The sequence below is a fragment of the Roseivirga sp. UBA1976 genome (genome assembly GCF_002336325.1).
Classification (GTDB): Bacteria; Bacteroidota; Bacteroidia; order Cytophagales; family Cyclobacteriaceae; genus Roseivirga; species Roseivirga thermotolerans.
In genome coordinates this window covers 20593-39185 of record NZ_DDDQ01000052.1, presented here as the reverse complement: position 1 = coordinate 39185, position 18593 = coordinate 20593, and the positions used below count along the sequence as shown (strand labels likewise).

Below are 18593 nucleotides of genomic sequence, written 5' to 3'. Positions count from 1 at the left end.
TAATTCCTCCCCTTGTTTAGTGGGGGGTGGCTGAAAGCCAGAGGGGTATTTAAGACTCAAGCCAACTCAGAGATGGGTTGGCTTTTTAATTCCATAGGGGTTCATCCTGCCAATTCTCTGGAAACCCCATGTCTCTTATATTGGTGTCAGGGTATTTTTCTATCAGAAGTCTAATTTTTCTGGAAAAAGACTGATTGGGGTTTACAGTTTGAAGCAGGTAGAGAATAATAGATAAGCTAAAATAAATTCTATTGTTTGGAGCTTCATTAATTAGCCATTGTAACTCTGTTGTTCTTGGCTTTATTGGTTGAATACTCAATATTTTATTCCAACAGCGACTGTGATGTGCAATCAAGTTTCTTAAGTAGACCATTACATGCAGCCATTTGCCAAAGACTTCATCACTCAGTCCATATATTGAAGCTATTTCTCTTTTTGATCTTCCAGGTTTGAGGTTTTCATAGAGTTTAGACAAAGAACCAAAGGAACAAACTTCTAAAGCCATCCAGCTAGGAGGAAATTCGTTCTTATAGTTTCTTTTAAACTTTTTTATAAAATCTTCATCACTTCTTTTAAACTCCCCCTCGATTTTTGTCAGTGTTCTAGCATGGCTTACTTTCTTGCTAAAAAGTGTCTGGTCTTCAAACCAGAAAGGATTATGATCATGGGATAAGTTGTATATTAGAGTAGCCCTGACTGCTATTTCAATCTTCTCAAGTTGCGAACCGATGAGTTGTCTAAGTTCACGATCAAAACAATAAAGATTAAACGCATCTTGAAACTTAGAACCCTCTTTGAACAAATGCTCGGTTTTGGGTTCTTCAAGCATTGGATACCAATATCCACTTAGTCGGTAGTAGCTGATAAACTTTAACAGGTGGATCGCCCTCTCTTCATTGGCAATAACTAAGCCTCTATTTTTCAATAGTGCTAATTGTTCTTGGTATGAAAGAGCTGGTTTATCGTATTGCATGTGTGTGCCTATAAACGCAAAAAGCTTACCCTGAGCGCGCTGTTCGAATGGGAAGCGGGGTAAGCATGTTAATACAAATATATACGAAAAGTCCCGAATTTTGATATAAACTGATACAAAATCTATCAATTCTCACCTTTCACAACCTTAATTTGCTCACGCAATTGTTTATTTTTCAATATGTGTTCGCTAATCGCCATAAGTGATTTCCACCCCACTCAATCCATATAACTCATAAACCATTTGGTTTATCTTCTTCTCAAAAGCACAGGTATCTGCCTGCGGATTTTCCTTTTTGCGGGAAAATATTCGATTGACTCTAAAATTCAATTCTAGAGAGTATTGACTAGACTTTTTCATGTGTGTTTCTGAGAAGTATGAATCTTAATTTAGGTAAAAAATAACTAAACCTAAATCCCCCTCCCAAACGGGGCAAAGGCTAAACCTGCGAGCTTAAAGTGCTGTAGGCCGAAGGGAATACCAATAATGGTGATGCAGAAGACAAGACCCCAAAAGAGGTGAGTGAGGAATATCCAAAAGCCTCCAAATATTATCCAGATAATGTTGAGTGGCAGAAAGAGACATCCGCCAGTAGCTGAGCCGGGCTTTACTTCCTGACCAAAAGGCGCAAAGCCGAGAATGGCCAGTTTAAAACACTGAATGCCAAAAGGAATACCCACAATGGTCATGCAAAGAGCAATACCTCCAATGATATACTCCAGTGCAATCATCCAGCCGCCAAATATTATCCAAATGATGTTAGCAAGTAAACGCATTGTATGTTAACGATGAGTTGGTTCTTAATGGTACAAGTTATCTGTTATCAGGGAATAGTCAGGGAGCTGGTAACTGATCACCAGTAGCTGTTAACTAACCTCCTTAAATGAGATTACGCGGTTATTTTCCCTATCCAACTCAAATACAGCAGACATGTCTTCTCCATTTATTCTGTATTCATGAAAGTAGATAATGGGTTGGTTTTCAAAATCAATGCTGTAGATCGAAAGGTTAAACTGGCCCAGCAGTTTTCCTAGTGTTTCAATGGCCAACTCCTCTTTGGCCAATACTAGCTGGTAAGATTCTGAATATGACTTTTGTTTCCGCCTTAATTCACCTTCGGCAGAAGCTCTAAGCTTCAGGTAGTCATCTAACCGGTCTATCTGGAAAGGCTGAGTAAAAGCGGATATACTCTCAACCTTATCAGATAAGTTGGTCAAATGCAACTGCTTTACTCTTTGACGGGTAGTATCTTGCAATACTAGCAACGCGGTTTGAACCGTTTGCTGGTTGTTTAAAAATGCTGCATCAACCTTGTAAAATCTGAGTGGCACATACGATTGGCTGTCATCTTTATATTCATAGAAAAAAGCTCTAATATGCGCTTCCCATTTTTCTTCGGCTGTTCGATTGTCGCAAGACAAAAGGGCAAAAGAGGCAATGGCGCCAAGTAGCAGGCTATTCTTAATAAGTGTTTTCATGACCTTTTTTTATGGATTGAGTTCTCTAAAATAAACCAGCCCTGGTTAGAAATCTTGTTTTTAACATTATTTGGGCAATATTGAAAATCGACTTCAGAAAACCTTTTTGGGCATGTAGTTAATGCCCCAGCAAGGTTGAGGTAATCTCTTGTTTTTGCATATCAGGTCCGGCTATAAAAGCCTTCAGGCTTTCACCACCTCCAGCTTCAAAGTATTTTATGAGTATAGGATGATATCCTGCTTTAAGCGCAATTTCGCCTGAGCGTTCTTGTGCGCCATGCAAACCATCGTTGTTCACCACCACTTGGTCGCCAATAGAAAGTATACTTCCATCGTCAGATGAAGTATAAAATGTATAAACCCCGTCTTGTGGTACATTAATGAAGCCCTGCATTATCAGCCCGAACTGCGTGGGTATTTCGGCAGGCAAACCTATGGTTTCGGCCACATAGCTTATGGTAGAGCTCCCCTTTACCTGACTAGTTCTTTGAAAGCTTCCTTCTATAAGCTCCGCTTGTAAGCCGCGGTCTACTTTTAGCGGCTTTACTGCCTCCCGGAGTTGGGCCTTTTTATAATTTCCACTAACCACGGCACTTTTTCTACCTTCTGCCGTTACCGTTACGGCTTTTACTTCTATGGCTTCATTGGTCAGATTCAACATAATGGGCTTTTTGTACTCCAATGCGTTTTCATCGGGCTCTGAGCCATCGAGAGTATAATAAATAGTGGCCTCTTCATAGGGAGCGTTTAAGCGAATTTCTAATTCATTGGAGAGTGTAAGGCCCTGTTTTAATCCCTGGGGAGCACTAATGTGATAGTTTACATTTCGGGCATCGAGCAGCTTGTATTGATGGCTCATTTTTTTCTGAAAGTGATCCCAGTCTTTATTGGAAGGGTTTGTCCAGACCACCTCTGCCAGAGCTATTGCACGCGGGTACACCATATATTCTACATGGTCAGAGGTTTTCATATACTCTGTCCACACATTGGCTTGCGCTCCCAACACATATTGATGATGCGCCTCATCTAGTGCAGCCGGAACAGGCTCATAATGATATACACTTTCCAGGGTAGTGTAACCCCCAATAGCCAAAGGCTCGGTGGAAGGGTCGGCCTGATAATGGTCGAAATACATATCCGCATTAGGGCTCATCACTACATAATGCTCTGCTTCGGCAGCTTCAATGCCTCCGGCTTCTCCTCGCCAAGACATCACTGCTGCACCAGGAGCAAGCCCACCTTCTAAAATTTCATCCCAACCAATAAGCTGCCGTCCATTGGCGTTCAGAAATTTTTCAATGCGCTGAATGAAATAGCTTTGTAACTCATACTCATCTTTCAGGCCTTCGCGCCTAATCACATTCTGAGCCACTTTACTCTTTTTCCATACGGTTTTGGGTGCTTCATCGCCCCCTACATGAATGTACTTTCCGGGGAAAAGCTCCATCACCTCGGTGAGCACATTCTCTAAAAACTCGAAAGTGAGTTCACTAGGACAGTAAATGTCGTCATAAACACCCCATTTGGTGCCCACTTCGTATGGTCCGGGTCCGCAGCCCAGTTCGGGATAGGCGGCCAGAGCGGCCAGCGAGTGCCCGGGCATTTCTATTTCAGGCACAATGGTTACTTGTCTTTCTTTGGCATAGGCCACCACCTCTTTAATCTCTTCTTGTGTGTAGAATCCCCCGTAGGGCTTACCATCTCCCACATACGGATCAAAGTTTTTTTCCAAGATGGTTTCTTTACGTTGGCTTCCTATTTCGGTGAGTTTGGGATACTTTTTTATTTCTATACGCCATCCCTGATCTTCTGTGAGGTGCCAGTGAAATGTGTTGAATTTGTATAGAGCCATCAGGTCTATATACTTTTTGATAAAATCAACCGGAAAAAAGTGGCGACCCACATCTAAATGGAGTCCTCTCCAGGCAAACCGAGGCTCATCTTTTATCTCCATATAGGGAAGCGTGGCAATTTGCTTTCCGGGAGGAAGCAACTGAATAACACTTTGTACGCCATAGAAAAACCCTTTTTCATGGCTTGCTCTTACATGAATGCCGGTGGCATTTACAGAAAGCTCGTAGGCCTCATCGGCTAAGCCATCGGTTTCTTCAAATCTAATTTCGGCCATGTCTCGCTTGGTTTCCTGACACTCCCAGTTAGCGGCTTTCATAAAATCCGAAAGAAAACGGAGTGCTCCCTGCGCTTTGGGGCTTGATGTATGCAAGTTAGGCTGGCTGTTGAGCGTAAAATGCTTGTTCATGGCCACCTCCATATGCTGAGGTTGAGGAACAATGGCAGGTTCGATAACCTGAGGTTTGGGAGTATTGCAGCTAAAAATGAGTAGGGCTAAGGCAAAAAGCGATAAAAATTTTTTCATGGCGGAATTTAGTCAGAAGCCGGAATAAATGAAACGTTTGACAATTGGTGGCCGGGAAAAGGAAGGTTTTAATAAATTGACAAAAATTTTTTCCATGACTGACAGACGCAAATTTCTAAAATCGACCATTTTTGGTGGTTTAGCCGTAAGTACCTCCAGTGTTTCAGGGTTGGCCTGTAGCACTAAACCAAGCCCCAAAAAGCCAATTGTAATTTCTACCTGGAACCACGGCAAAGAAGCCAATGCGGCTGCCTGGGAAGTATTGAGCAATAAGGGGAGGGCGCTGGATGCCGTGGAAAAAGGGGTTATGGTAACCGAGGCCGACCCGGATAATGCAACTGTAGGCATTGGTGGCTTTCCTGATAGAGACGGCAACGTGACATTAGATGCCTGCATTATGGATGAAAACGATAATTGTGGTTCGGTAGCGTTTCTGCAGAACTTTAAACACCCAATATCGGTAGCTCGAAAAGTAATGGAAGAAACGCCCCATGTTATGCTGGTGGGAGAAGGTGCCAAACGCTTTGCACTATCTCAGGGCTTTGAAGAAGAAAACCTCTTAACACCCAAAGCCGAGGCCGCCTGGAAGAAGTGGTTGGAAAACCAGGAGTATCAGCCAGAAATTAATATCGAAAACCATGATACCATTGGCATGGTAGCACTAGATGAACACGGCCATCTTTCCGGAGCTTGTACTACCAGTGGAGCCGCCTGGAAAATGCATGGCCGGGTGGGAGACTCGCCAATTATTGGAGCAGGGCTTTTTGTAGATAATGAGGTGGGCGCTGCCACTGCTACCGGACTCGGTGAGTTTGTTATAAAAATATGTGGAGCACATATGATTGTAGAGCTCATGCGGCAAGGATATTCACCACAAGAAGCCTGTGAGCAGGCGGTAAACCGAATTGTAAAAAAATACCCTAACGACTACAAAAACCTTCAGGTTGGGTTTCTAGCGCTTAATAAGAATGGAGAGTACGGTGCTTATTCAATTCACAAAGGCTTCAACTTTGCCGTTAGGGCTCATGATCAAGACGACCTCATTGATGCTGGCCATTACAGCGGCTAGGTTTTTATCATGGGTTGAACTTTGCCATATGTAAGCGAGCGCCAGAGCCATTCAAGTGGGCCAAAGCGGAAGTAACTGAGCCAAATGGCAGAGAAAAATAGAATAATTACCCATATGCCCAGAACAAGCACGGCCAGCAATGAGCGATCTATGTCTCCAAACAAAGAGAGGCCGTGCCCATAAAAGATAAATGAGCAAATGATGGACATTAATATGTAGTTGGTTAAAGACATGCGGCCAACTTCTGCGAGTCTGCGGGCTATAAAACCCCGGGTAGAAGATTTGCACAGCAGCATAATGAGCCCAATGTAACCCAATGCCATCAGTATGCTGCCCCAGTAATTGAGCTGAGAAATGAAGAAGTAGCTAAGCCTAAAATCCCAATCGAAGTTGAAGTGAAACATGGCTCCTACCACAACCAGAGGTAGACCCAGGCCAAAGCCATAACCAATAAGTTTGTAATAATAGCTGGAAGATTGCTTGGCCTTGAACACTTTTCTTCGGTAGAGGGCCATGCCCAATAGAATCATGCCGCTATATTTCCAAAAATCGCGGAACACAAACCGAGAAGTTTGCACCTTAAAAGCCTGAGGTGCACGATAAAGAATTTGGCGTTCCCAAGGGCTGGTATAATAGTCTATCTCTTCTGAAATAGTCGTGGCCGATGGCTCCCATATTTCTTCTTTGGCTGCTTCATATTCTCCGGGTTCCCACACAGGTACGGAGTAGCCAATAATTAGGCTAATAACTGAGCCAATAACCAGAAAGATAACACCTGCCCTCAATTGTGTGGCCGATTTTTTCCTTCGGAAAATAAACATGAGCAGGCCGCAAATGGCCAGTGTAAACAGAATGTCTCCATACCAGAGCAGGTAAGCATGCAATAGACCCAATACACCAAGGTAAATGAAACGCCTGTTTTGCAGATCGGTAGACCTTAAGTTTTCACGTTGAGCTTTTTGGGAAAGCATAACCATACTGGCTCCAAAAAGCATGACGAAAATGGCCTGAAACTTTTGGTTGGCAAACACATAGCTGGCAATCCACACATACAAATCGTTGTTTTGTAAGCTCTCGTAAATACTGGGGTTAATGTATGCCGCCATAGGCATAGCAAAACTCTGAATGCTCATAGTGAGCATGCCCAGTACGGCTACTCCACGAAGAATGTCGATAGAGGCATACCTGTTTTGGGGCGTTGTTGGTGATAAGATATATGCTGCGTTTGCCACGAAAACGAAAAATATACAATTGAATTGAAACGGAAAAGAACTTAATACAGGTTGATAAACACACCTTCCTGTCTTATTTCCACTTCGAAGGTTTTTAAATCTCTGCACTTTTGGTTGGCTTCACTGCCGGTTTGCAAGTGGAAGCGGTAGGCATGAAGCGGGCATACAACTTCTCCAAATGCGGTAATTTGTGCTTCTGAGAGAGGGTGCATTTGGTGCGGACACAGGTGTTCAAAGGCAAAGAAAGCCTGCCTGTGCCTGGCCAGACAAACCTTCTTTTCGCCTATGCGCAGCAACCGTATACTTTTATGTGCAAAAGCCTGATGGAGCTGAGCGGTATTTTCAAAAACCCTGATGGAAGGCATTAATTTTTAAGCTGTTTGAGTACTTCCTCAATGGCTTTTTCCAGCTGAGGGTCTCGACCTTTTACCCGATCTTCGAAAGTGGTGCGCACATAAATATCGGGCTGTACTCCAACTTGTTCTATGTTTTTGCCATCGAGAGTATAACAACCCCAGCTTGGCAGTCGATACGAAGAACCATCTACCAGACCTGCCCCGCTGGTGAAAATAATCCAACGGTAGGTTTCTGTGCCAATTATAGTGCCCAGCCCCAGTTCTTTAAACCCTGTGGCGGTCATTTCTGCATCGCTGAGACTTTGCTCATTAATGAGTAAAACCATGGGTTTTGCTCCTGCACCAAAGTTGCCTTGGGGAGTCAGCTTACCCTCTCTAAACTTCCATTGCAGATAAGGCTTTTGCGAAAGGAATTTTAGTACCTCATCGTGCACGTTTCCTCCGGTGTTGTATCGCAAATCCAGTATGAGTGCATCTCGGTTATAGGCTTCGGATGTCATTTCAATGAGAAACTCCTGCAGTGAACCTCCGCTCATATTCTTCATGTGCACATAGGCCACTTTCTTATCAGTTTTGGAGTCTACCACCTTTTGGTTACCGGCAATCCATTCATCGTATAGGTTGGTGCAAAGACTGCCCGTACTGTTGGGGTGAATTTTAACTTTAATCGTATTGCCGTTTCGGTTGAGCGTTAAATGTACCTCCTCATCTATAGAGGGTTTGGCCAGATAGTATTCTCGGTTCATGCCCGGGTCTATGGTTTCACCGTTGATGGCCGTAATGAGGTCTCCGGGTCTGATGTTTTTATCGGGAAAGTCGGCTGGCCCTTCGGCCACTATGTGGGCAACTTCATAAGGATTATCGTTCGAGAACAGCAGCCCGAGGTTCAGGCTTGAGGTTCGGTAATAAGTTCTCTCATCTCTGCCAAAAGAGTTGAAACCCATGTGCGAAGAATTAAGCTCGCCCAGCAAATCGTTGAGCAAGGTGCGCAATTCGGTACGACTATTTAGGTGCGGTAAAAACCGGGCGTACTGATCTTTTAACTTGCTCCAATCTTCTCCGTGAAAGGTTTCATTGTAAAAGTTCTGCTCAATGCCTGCCCATGTTTCGTAATACATTTGTTTGAACTCGCTTTGCAAGGATCTCCGGAAATCGAACTTTATATCGATAGGGGTGATTTTCTGGTTGCTCAGGTTCAGTTTAGCTATTTGGCCCCCATTGTTTAAATAAAGGTTCTTCTTTACCTGAATAATTCCGCCTGCGCTTGCCGAACCATTGATTTTTTCTGTGTTCGGTCGCTCAAAAGGCTCCAAGGTGGTTACCCAAAGCGCATTCCGGGCTTCATCGTGATTGGACCGGTATATAATATGCGTTTTATTGCCAGACTTAACAACATAAGGAGAGCTTTGACTTCCGAAGTAGGGGCCAATTTGCTCCATTTCTCTCAGCACATTGGCTTCGAAATCAATGGCCGTTTGGGGTTTAGAATCGACATTATCAGTGGTTTTTTCTTCTTTCTTTTCCTCAAAAACCTTGGCTAGCTCATCCGATTTAAAGTCTCTTTCATGCCTAACTAAAGGAACACGATATATACGGGCGTCTCTCATTCCAAACGGGTAGCTTGGCTCTGTGCGGTTACTCACAAAATAAATGTACTTGCCCTCAGGCCCCCAAAAAGGGCTGGTTTCGGGCACTCCTGTTTTGGTGTAATTGTGTGTGGTTTGGGTTTCGAGACTGTATATATAAATGTCTTCTTCAAAATCGTTGCGAACGGTAAAGGTGAGGTATCGGCCATCAGGAGAAAAGCGTGGCTGGGGGTTGTATAGGCCCCATAGCTCTTCGTTGGCCACCGTTTCACTTTTCAATGTCTCCAGGTCCAACAGCCTAACCTCCCGAATGCCACTGTAGTAGGCTGCTTTGGTAAGGTCGGGGTTAAGTTCCAGGTTGCGGTTAGAGCCCTTATCAAACGTAAGCTGTTTTTCACCTGTACCGGTGGCAGCATCTATGGTGAATAAGTTGGTATATCCGCCCACCGTTTGGGTATATAATAGAGTTTTGTTGTCTTTCAGCCATTTTACTTCAACCACCCGCTCTTCAGGTTTGGTCTTTAGTTGCTTCACAAACTTGCCGGAGATGTCAGAGACAAAGAGCTCTCCGCGACTCACAAAGGCCAGCTTTTTTTCGTCTTGAGAAACATCGAACTCTGAAATATTCCCATCGGTAGAAAACTCCTGCTCCTGAGCCAGCGTGTTATTCTTGAAAACAGAAATATCTACTTTTTGGCTTCTCTTTCGGGACACATCATATACATGAATCTGATAGTCTTTTTCAAAAACCACAAACCCACCGTTGGCATTTACCTGGGGGTTTTTAATGGAGGTGTTGAAGTTGGTTAGTCGGGTTTTGGTGCCATTCACAAAGCCATACAGGTTGTATTGTCCGTTCGATTCATCCGATGCAAAGTAGATGTTGCCATTTTTGTCTATAGTAGACCACATGTCCTTGCCTTCGTAGTCGGTTAGCTCCTCATAGGTCCCGGTTTTGGTGTTGTAGGTTTTAATATCCGGATTAAAGGCACCTTTGTAGCGCTTACGATGCACCTGATTGCTGCTTTCCCAACTCTCATTAAAGAAAACTCGCCCATCGGGGTGTATGGCCAAATTGTGAGGCCAGTTGAAGTAGTGTTCAAAAAGGCGTTTTGGAGTTCCGCCCTGCACACTTACTGTGTAGGCAGCCGTTCGGTTATATCGCCCCGACCGGAAATAAATGGTTTGACTATCCCACGACCAGGTTTCTACTTCATCGTTGGCAGAGTTATAAGTAAGTTGTCGGATTTCTCCTCCATCAATCGGCATCAGATAAATATCGGCATTGCCATATTGGTTAGAAGAAAAGGCAATCCATCGGCCATCCGGGCTTATTCTGGGGTATTCTTCCACACCATCCATGCCTGTGAGGCGAGTGGCTGTTCCCCCGGAGCGGCTTACTTTCCACAGGTCACTGTCGTAAGAGAAAACTATTTGGCTACCGTCTGGTGTTAAGGCAGGGGTAGAGGCAAAATAAACATCCTGTTGAGCCTGAATAGAAAAAGCAATCAGCAGGCATAAGCTGAATAGTGTTGATTTAATCATAATGTTAGCATTTACCGATTAATGAAATAGCCGTTTGTAAAGTGAGCAAAAGCCACTTGTTTAGTGCCTTAAACCTTTATTGCCGACTAGTCTGAAAAGTATGCCCATGAATTTAAGAAGATATGGCCTAATGCTCTTGGTTTATCTGATGGCTTTTACACCATCGGTAATCTGGGCACAAAGCCAGCTGCTTATTTTAACGGAAGCCCTGAAACCGGTGGAAGCAGCCATGATAAGCACTAACACCGGCCAGTTATGGCTAACCGATAAGGAGGGTAGGGCAAACATTCCGCTGGCCGAGCCTATGCGCTTGACGGTTCAGTATATTGGTTTAGAGACTAAAGAAATCTTGCTAAAGCCTAAGCAGAGTCTTACGGTGGTGCTTGAGGTGCAAACCACTCTGTTGAACGATGTGTTTGTGGAGGGCTTCACCGATAGTGAAAGGCTTTCCAAAATGGCTGGAGGCATTGCTCGGCTTGACGCTAAGGATTTGAATCGATTCGATAACTTCTCGTTAGTTTCGGCAGTGAATACGCTTCCCGGAGTGCGGTTCGAAGAAAGAGCCGGAGCCAGTTATCGGATATCCATTCGAGGAAGTTCTATTCGTTCTCCATTTGGAGTGAGGAATGTGAAAGTCTACTGGAACGGAATTCCTTTTACCGAACCAGGGGGAAACACATTTCTGAATCTGCTTGATTTGGCGAATGTGGGCAACATGGAAATCATTAAAGGGCCAGCGGCCAGTGCTTATGGTGCCGGAAATGGCGGAGTGATCAAACTGCAAAGTACCAACTTGTCTCAACTTTCCAATGCTACGGAAGTGGGGCTCACGGCTGGTTCTTTCGGAAGCTTCCGCTCCAGTGTTCAGTCAAACTGGCTGGGCGAAAAAACGAGCATCACTGGCAAGTATGCTTTTCAAACCAGCGATGGTTACCGCGACCATAATGAAATGCAAAGGCATGTGGCAGAAGTAGATTTGCTGCATTTCGCCAACGAGCGCAAGACTTATTCAGCGTCAATCCTTTATTCCGATCTATTTTATGAAATTCCCGGAGGCCTAAACCCAACTCAACTCGCTGAAAACAGAAGACAAGCCAGACCGGGCAGCGAGGCTTTCAATGCCTCAATCGATCATCAGTATTTCATTATCCGTGGAGGGCAAGAATATGAATTTTCAGAAAACTTTCGCAGCGATGTAAATGCCTACTTCTACAACCGCAACTTTGAGAATCCCTTCAACCTAGACTATAAGAGAGATCAGGAAAACAGTGTGGGCTTTCGTGTTCAGCTAGAGAATGATTTTAGCCTTTTAGGCCGAAGGTCTTCCATTACTTATGGAAATGAGTTTCAGGTGGCCTACTTCGATGGAAGTAATTTCGGGAATGTAGGGGGAGAAGCTGACACCATTCGCTTTAGAGATGAACTTACCAACAAGCTTTCTTTCTGGTTTGCCGATGTGAAGCTCAATCTGACTGAAAGCCTGAAGCTCACGGTTGGCGCAAGTTTAAACCACATTGATTATGATATCAATCGGGTGGAGGACAAAATCAATAATTCGCCCGGCCAATTCAAAAAGGAATTCGATCGGGTGTTTAGTCCAAGAGTGGCTTTGAGTAAGACTTGGGCAGAAAACTTTAGCACACACTTGTCGGTATCGCATGGCTATTCTCCACCAACTACTACGGAGGTGCGCACCAATGAAGGCAGCATTAACACAGCCTTACAGCCAGAGATTGGCATTAACTATGAGCTGAATATTCGGGGTGCTGCGGTATACAGAAGGCTTTCTTATGATGTGGCGCTGTTCATGTTCAACCTGGACGAATCCATAACGACAGGAACTGACGGCAATGGAGTGGTGCTATTTCAAAACTCAGGTCAGATAGACCAAAAAGGTTTGGAGGCTGCGTTGCAATGGAATTGGCTGACTCAGCCTTCCACCAGATTTACAAGCTTCAATAGCCGATTGGCCTATACGTATCACGATTTTGAGTTCAAAGAATATGTAGATGGTGGTGACGATCTGAGCGGAAACGCCCTGACCGGAACGGCACCGAATGTACTTTCGCTGATGACCGATTTCAGCCTGATAAGTGGTTTTTACGCCAATCTAACTTATCAGTATTCGGATGAAATTCCTTTAAATGATGAGAACACAGTTTACTCCGGTGCCTATCAGGTGTTTCATACCAGAGTGGGCTATAAAAGAGCAAACGCAAATACTGATTATGAGTTTTTTGTAGGAGTGAACAACTTGTTCAATGAGGAATACAGCTTGGGCAACGACTTGAATGCTTTTGGACAACGATATTTTCAACCTGCCCCGGAAAGAAGTTTTTATGTGGGCCTAAACCTGAAATTCAAACATTGATATGACAAAGTTCGATACCCAATCGGTTAACGATTTAATAAGAAGCAGACGTTCTATTTACCCTGAGAAATATTCTGATGAGCCGGTTGACGATGCCATCATTAAAGAGATGCTGGAGAATGCCAATTGGGCTCCAACGCACAAGCTTACCGAGCCTTGGCGGTTTGTAGTTTTTAAGGGCGAAGGATTACAAAAGCTGGCTACCTTTCAGGCCGAGCTATATGAACGCGTAAGCATGGCAAGAGGCACATTCAATGAAACTACGCGAGAGAAACTAGCTACCAAACCTCTATTGGCCTCGCATATTATTGCCATTGGCATGAGTCGCGATGCTAAAGAAGTACTGCCTTTGGAAGAAGAAATTTCTGCTGTGGCTATGGCCGTGCAGAACATGTATCTGACAGCCACCGCCCATGGTATTGGTTGTTATTGGGGCTCTGGCGGCATTACTTATTACGAGGAGGCTAAGGCATTTTTTGGGTTAGAAGCTAAAGACAGGCTTTTGGGCTTTCTCTATGTTGGAACGGTAAAAGAAGGATTCGCCCCTCAAGGCAGAAGAAACCCCATTGAAGATAAAGTGAGTTGGGTGGGATAAAGACCGTCCTTAGCAACCAAAAAAAATTGCTCAACATTTTTTGCAAGCCCTATTTTCTCCCACCATTGCTTTAGGTTTGCATTGAGTAGTTTAATTGAATAATACGCACATACTATTCGCCTCACGGAATTTAGCTGTACAGTTTTTAGTCTTTGAGTATTCAATGCTTTTCAAAAAGAGAAGTACGGTTTGCTAAACCTGTCTTCTCTTGGTCGACAATTTTATTCGTCAATAAATCTCCCGAAAAGGACATTGTTATTGACAAATTACCCAATTGAATATTAGTAGAGAATTCACGTCAAAAGACATTAGAGTTTTAGTCTAAAAATTGACAAGAAAATCTGTCCTACGGTCTATGAATTGTAACTACTAGCTTGCCAAAAAAGGCTTGTCCTTTAGTTAAAGATGTGAATTTCTGTATTTGAAATAGATTCTAAAACCGAAGTGCCCAAAAGAAAATCGACATATAAGAAAACGAAAAAGTTGATAGAAAGAGCAACAGCATTGACTGCATTATTGCTAGCCTTCCTTACTGCTCTAATTGAGCTGATCAAAACAATTTCTGGCTTATTCTAAAATTTAATCATCGACTTATTTTCCGGCTCTGAGGGTTTAGGGCTTCTCTTAAAAAACCAACTGCCACCTAAAAGCCCACATCCATTGGAGGGTGAAGCGGTCAATTTCTGCATCGTTCATTAGCTGAACCAGCTCTTTTCTTTTGAAAGCTCGAAGCACTGAGAGTGGCCCATCGTTTTTCACCATTTCTGATTTAGAAAATAGGTTCACCAGCAGCTTTATTGAATGATAGGCCAGCGGGTGTCTGTGCAAGTCGTTAATGACAACCCCAATTTTCGCTTGAGACTTAAACTGCTTGAAGATACCTGTTAGCTGATTTTCTGTAAAATGGTGTGTAAAAAGCGTGCATAGAATGATATCAAATTCCCGCTGTTTGAATTCTTCAGAGAAGATATCCTGCACTTCGAACCGAATGTTCTTAAACTCCTTACAGTTTTCTTTGGCATATTCGATAATGTGAGGGTTAGCATCAAAGCCCACCAACTCAACTTCGAGCTTCTTTTTGGAAGCCCACCTGGCCACGAGTTTGAGAATGTCTCCACCACCGCAACCTAAATCGGCAATGACTAAAGGACGAGAAGGTGATTTCTTCAGCAGTTTTACTAGGCCATCGATGGTCACAAAGTTACCTCCTAACCACCTGTTAATGGTTTCTAGTTCGCGAAGCGTTTGATCCATTGAAGGGCCTCCGGCCGTGAGGTCATCCATAAGCTCTTCATTGTAAGCGCGGTGTTTATACCTGTTCATGGGGCTTTTCGGGGCGTCTTCTTCTTTGGATTAAACATAATGATTAAATTAATGGCTATGGTTAGGGCCTTACCGATTTGTTTTGTTCTGTGGTTTTGCACCGGCTTTTTGGCCAAAGGGCAAAGCACCGAAGAGGCTACTCAGGCCTTTATACTTAAGGTAATGTCTGACTATAAAAACCCTTTGGCCTATTATCCTTTTAACAGAGACATTTTTCTGCCTTCACAGCAAGAGTTGGACTCACTCGATCGGGCTTTTCAGCGATCGCCTTATGTGAGGGGCCGTTCTCCTTTCTTGTTTGTTTATGGCGATTCGTTAAAGCGAGAAAGTTTTGTGGACGCTACGGGCAGGCCTCTGTTTCCGCAAGGGTTGTTGAACCTCAAAACCACCTTACCGAGCGGCTACGACTATGCGCTGAGGCGTCAGCGGGTTTTACTGAAAAGTAACCCTAACGCAGGTCGGTTTTTATTGTACAATCAGGAGTTCCGAAAATTAAACAAGTCGCAAAAGCATTGATTCCATGGTGAGTCCCGGGCCGAAGGCCAGAGCCAGCACCCGGTGGTCTTTGTGGTTGGAGTCGAGACTTTCCCAAAGCATTTTCAAAACAAATAGTATGGTGGGGGAAGACATGTTGCCATATTCGGCTAGCACTTTTCTACCGGCCCAGTCGGCATGCTTTTCTATGCCTAAAGCCTTTTCTATAACCTCGAGAATTTTTTTCCCACCGGGATGAAGCGCATAGTGGTCAATCCGTTGGTTAGAGGTGCTTGCCAGAAGGCGGGTTACCAGATGCCCTATTCCTTTTTCAATAAGCGTGGGCACATAGGCGCTCAACTTCATTTCGAAACCAAAATTGCCAATGCTCCAGGCCATCTCATCGGCACCTTCCGGATAAATATCGTTTAAAAATGCTTCCGGGCTCAGCACCGTAGGTTGGAGACTGTCGGCTCTTTGAGACGACATAACCAATGCGGCCGATCCATCGCCAAAAATGGCATTGGCCAAAAGGTTATCGTCATCGCCCGATTTCTGAAAATGAATGGTACACAGTTCCGTAGCTACAATAAGTACCTTGGCATTTTCATTGGCTTTGCAAATTTGGTCTCCCAGTTTAATGGCCGTGAAGGCCGCATAGCAGCCCATAAAGTTGATGCAGCTCCGTTGGATGGAGGTATTGAGTCCCAACTCGTGTATCAAGTCGATATCCAGGCCGGGAGCATACATGCCGGTGCAGCTTACTGTGATGAGATGTGTGAAGTCTGAGGCAACCAAATGCGTTTGTTGCAGGGCCTCTTGAGTGGCCCGAACCGAAAGCCGGGCAGCATTTTTCCGATAAAGGTCGGCCCTGTGACTTGTGGTAGGAAAAGGCTCCAGTTGCTCAGAGTTTGGATAAAAGTTCCACTTTCTGGAGTCGGCCTGTTGATAGTCGCCTATTACCGAGTAGCGCTGTCTTATGCCGGTGGCTCTATAGAGTGCCTGAAGCCTGTTTAATGCCGAACCGGTAAATCCATGGGCTTTCCCCATAAATTGGTATACCTGCTGTTGTTCTATGCAATGTGCCGGGTTGGCAACGCCAATGGAGATAATCTTACTGCCCACATTCTATAATAGTCGTTTTATGCTAAATTGTTCAGACAAAAGATTAATATGTTCAAAAAGGCTACCTGGCTTCATTTACGCCTTCCGTTCTCTTACTTTTTGCTGCCTATTTTCCTGTTGGCGCTTTCTATAAGCCACAACCTTTCCGAAGAAGCTATACTCTGGCTTTTTATTATCCTTCACATATTCATTTATCCGGCCAGTAATGCCTTCAATAGCTATTTCGATAAGGACGAGGGGAGTATTGGGGGGCTTAAAAACCCACCAAAGGTAGACAGGAACGTGCTGTACATGGCCAACTTGTTCGATACTCTCGGCCTGGCTCTGACGCTTTGGTTTTTTTGGGGAAATTGGGTTTTGGCGGCTATGCTTGTGGTGTACATCGGTGTCTCAAGAGCCTATAGCCACCCAATGATTAGGCTTAAAAAGTTCGCTTTTTTAAGTTGGTTCATTGCGGGGTTCTTTCAAGGGGCGTGGGTGGTGTGGACGGTTTACATAGGCCTTAACGACTTTGCTTTTTCCAGTCTGTTTAAGGCACCCGCATTAATACCGGGTTTGCTGGCATCGGCTATTCTGTGGGGTTCTTACCCCATGACACAGGTATATCAGCACCGGGAGGATAGTAAAAGAGGCGACTACACGCTTTCCATACGATTAGGCATTTTAGGTACCTTTCACTTTACGGCCATTTGCTTTGCTGTTGCCACACTGGCCTTTTGCCTGTATTTTCAGGCCTATTGGCAACTCTTCTATGCCTGGCATTTTTTGCTGGCTATGCTTCCTGTACTCCTGTTTTTTGGTTGGTGGTATTTGAAGGTGCTAAAAGATAGTTCCATGGCTAATTTTACAAATACCATGAGACTCAACTTCATAAGTGCTACCTGCCTGGGAGGCTTCTTTCTCTATTTCTTTTTACACAGCTCTCATGTTCTCAACGTAGTAGGGCTGTACTAGAAAGGCTTACCGTGGGTATTTCTCATAATCGCTTTGGCCAAAAACGGAAGGTGTTTCATTGCATTAACAGCCAACTCTGAACTCCAGGCAGAACCAAAGAGTTGCTGAGTTTTCCGGCCCACCCAAAGACGCTTGCGGAAAAGCGCACTCCACACATGGGTATATTCCCGTTCTAGCAAAGGCCGTTGTAAGGTGCTGTGTGGCCAGTGCTTTGCGACCAAATCAGACAATATTTTTCCGCTATGAATAGCCATGGCCATACCATTTCCGCAAAGTGGTGTTATAAGCCCGGCCGCATCTCCTGCCATTAGTATGTGTTTTTCTATCGGCTTTTTGGGAGCAAAGCTAAAGGCATTGATGACTTCGGGTTTTTCCAAAACAAAATCTGAATAGAGAAAAATAGAACGGAGAAAAGGGTTTTTAAAGAGAACAGCTTGCTCCATGGCCTCTATGCTCCCATACTTTTTCAGCCTGTCGCGGCTGCCCATATAACATAGATTATAGGTGCCGTTTTCTATGGCACTTATTCCACAATAGCCACCCTCAAAATTGTGTAGGCTAATCTGATCTCTGGGAAAGTCAGTTCGAATGTGATACTTCACTCCCAAAAAATCGGTTTTTTGGTGAATAAAAGATCGTTGCAGACGAGTATCGAGCAGCGATCGTTTGCCATAAGCCCCAATAACTAATGGAGCAGTGAGCTCCTGGCCATCAGAGGTCTGAAGACGGAATTGTTCTTCTTCGAATTCACAGGAAACAACACCCACCTGCTGAATAAGTTGTACGCCTTCCTCTATGGCCAAAAGAGCCAGGTGTTGATCCAACGTGTACCTGCTAAGTCCAAAACCACCTAAATCGAGAGGGAGCCTGAGGCTTTTGCCTTTAATGGAGGTAAATTCAAAACGATTGATCTGAGCAGGTTCTACAGATTTTGGAAGTAAACCCGAACGTTTCATATAAGGTAATACTTCGTTGGATATGTACTCCCCACAAACCCTGTGAAAGGGATACTTCTTTTTTTCGAATAAGCGAACTGAAAAGCCTGCTCTGTTAAGTTCAATGGCCGATATGAGCCCTGATAGACCTCCTCCTATTATGACTATTTCTTTCAATACTCTATCTGTTCCCCTGTTGT

General features: G+C 44.2%; 16 protein-coding genes. 5 read left to right on the top strand and 11 right to left on the bottom strand.

What is annotated here, in order from left to right:
- Positions 1-85: 85 nt before the first annotated feature.
- The 5 genes from B3763_RS05650 to B3763_RS05630 all read right to left on the bottom strand — a co-directional run bounded on the left by B3763_RS05650 (position 86) and on the right by B3763_RS05630 (position 4828).
- Positions 86-973, bottom strand: a complete 888-nt coding sequence (locus tag B3763_RS05650; RefSeq protein ID WP_286744632.1) for an Abi family protein — start codon at positions 971-973, stop codon at positions 86-88.
- Between the two features lie 189 nt (positions 974-1162).
- Positions 1163-1333, bottom strand: a complete 171-nt coding sequence (locus B3763_RS05645; RefSeq protein WP_286744624.1) for a hypothetical protein — start codon at positions 1331-1333, stop codon at positions 1163-1165.
- Positions 1334-1383: 50 nt separating this feature from the next.
- Positions 1384-1749 carry a YccF domain-containing protein gene (locus B3763_RS05640; protein ID WP_286744622.1) on the bottom strand — a complete coding sequence of 122 codons (366 nt, stop codon included), beginning with the start codon at positions 1747-1749 and terminating at the stop codon, positions 1384-1386.
- A 90-nt stretch (positions 1750-1839) separates the two neighbouring features.
- Positions 1840-2451, bottom strand: coding sequence for a hypothetical protein (locus tag B3763_RS05635; RefSeq protein WP_286744620.1), 612 nt, complete (start codon positions 2449-2451; stop codon positions 1840-1842).
- Positions 2452-2569: 118 nt separating this feature from the next.
- A complete protein-coding gene (locus tag B3763_RS05630; RefSeq protein ID WP_286744618.1) occupies positions 2570-4828 on the bottom strand; it encodes a family 20 glycosylhydrolase in 2259 nt (752 codons plus the stop codon).
- A gap of 94 nt (positions 4829-4922) precedes the next feature.
- On the opposite strand from B3763_RS05630, the gene B3763_RS05625 reads away from it, so the two are divergent.
- On the top strand, positions 4923-5897 hold the full coding sequence (locus B3763_RS05625) for an isoaspartyl peptidase/L-asparaginase family protein (RefSeq protein ID WP_286744616.1): 975 nt from the start codon (positions 4923-4925) through the stop codon (positions 5895-5897).
- Here B3763_RS05625 and B3763_RS05620 read toward each other — a convergent pair.
- The 3 genes from B3763_RS05620 to B3763_RS05610 are packed head-to-tail and all read right to left on the bottom strand — an operon-like array spanning position 5894 to position 10616.
- Positions 5894-7129, bottom strand: a complete 1236-nt coding sequence (locus B3763_RS05620) for a DUF418 domain-containing protein (RefSeq protein WP_286744612.1) — start codon at positions 7127-7129, stop codon at positions 5894-5896. The genes B3763_RS05625 and B3763_RS05620 overlap by 4 nt on opposite strands.
- Before the next feature lie 41 nt (positions 7130-7170).
- Entirely contained in the window at positions 7171-7494 is a 324-nt protein-coding gene (locus B3763_RS05615) for a Rieske (2Fe-2S) protein (protein ID WP_286744610.1), read from the bottom strand.
- Positions 7494-10616 carry a S41 family peptidase gene (locus B3763_RS05610; protein WP_286744608.1) on the bottom strand — a complete coding sequence of 1041 codons (3123 nt, stop codon included), beginning with the start codon at positions 10614-10616 and terminating at the stop codon, positions 7494-7496. The genes B3763_RS05615 and B3763_RS05610 overlap by 1 nt, the downstream gene beginning before the upstream one ends.
- Before the next feature lie 106 nt (positions 10617-10722).
- Between B3763_RS05610 and B3763_RS05605 the strand changes: the two genes are divergently transcribed.
- Both B3763_RS05605 and B3763_RS05600 read left to right on the top strand, forming a co-directional pair.
- Positions 10723-12987 (top strand): TonB-dependent receptor family protein, encoded by a 2265-nt coding sequence (locus B3763_RS05605; RefSeq protein WP_286744604.1) that lies wholly within the window; start codon positions 10723-10725, stop codon positions 12985-12987.
- A 1-nt stretch (position 12988) separates the two neighbouring features.
- Entirely contained in the window at positions 12989-13582 is a 594-nt protein-coding gene (locus B3763_RS05600) for a nitroreductase family protein (protein ID WP_286744595.1), read from the top strand.
- Between the two features lie 624 nt (positions 13583-14206).
- Here B3763_RS05600 and B3763_RS05595 read toward each other — a convergent pair.
- Positions 14207-14905: a methyltransferase domain-containing protein gene (locus B3763_RS05595; RefSeq protein WP_286744587.1), complete on the bottom strand. Its 699-nt coding sequence runs from the start codon at positions 14903-14905 to the stop codon at positions 14207-14209.
- Positions 14906-14944: 39 nt separating this feature from the next.
- Between B3763_RS05595 and B3763_RS05590 the strand changes: the two genes are divergently transcribed.
- Positions 14945-15421, top strand: coding sequence for a hypothetical protein (locus B3763_RS05590; RefSeq protein ID WP_286744585.1), 477 nt, complete (start codon positions 14945-14947; stop codon positions 15419-15421).
- Here the strand turns inward: B3763_RS05590 and B3763_RS05585 are convergent.
- Positions 15398-16504 (bottom strand): type III polyketide synthase, encoded by a 1107-nt coding sequence (locus B3763_RS05585; protein WP_286744583.1) that lies wholly within the window; start codon positions 16502-16504, stop codon positions 15398-15400. The two genes, B3763_RS05590 and B3763_RS05585, sit on opposite strands and share 24 nt — an antisense overlap.
- A 48-nt stretch (positions 16505-16552) precedes the next feature.
- On the opposite strand from B3763_RS05585, the gene B3763_RS05580 reads away from it, so the two are divergent.
- Positions 16553-17458: a UbiA family prenyltransferase gene (locus B3763_RS05580; protein ID WP_286744581.1), complete on the top strand. Its 906-nt coding sequence runs from the start codon at positions 16553-16555 to the stop codon at positions 17456-17458.
- Here B3763_RS05580 and B3763_RS05575 read toward each other — a convergent pair.
- Positions 17455-18570, bottom strand: coding sequence for an NAD(P)/FAD-dependent oxidoreductase (locus B3763_RS05575; protein ID WP_286744579.1), 1116 nt, complete (start codon positions 18568-18570; stop codon positions 17455-17457). The two genes, B3763_RS05580 and B3763_RS05575, sit on opposite strands and share 4 nt — an antisense overlap.
- Positions 18571-18593 lie beyond the last annotated feature (23 nt).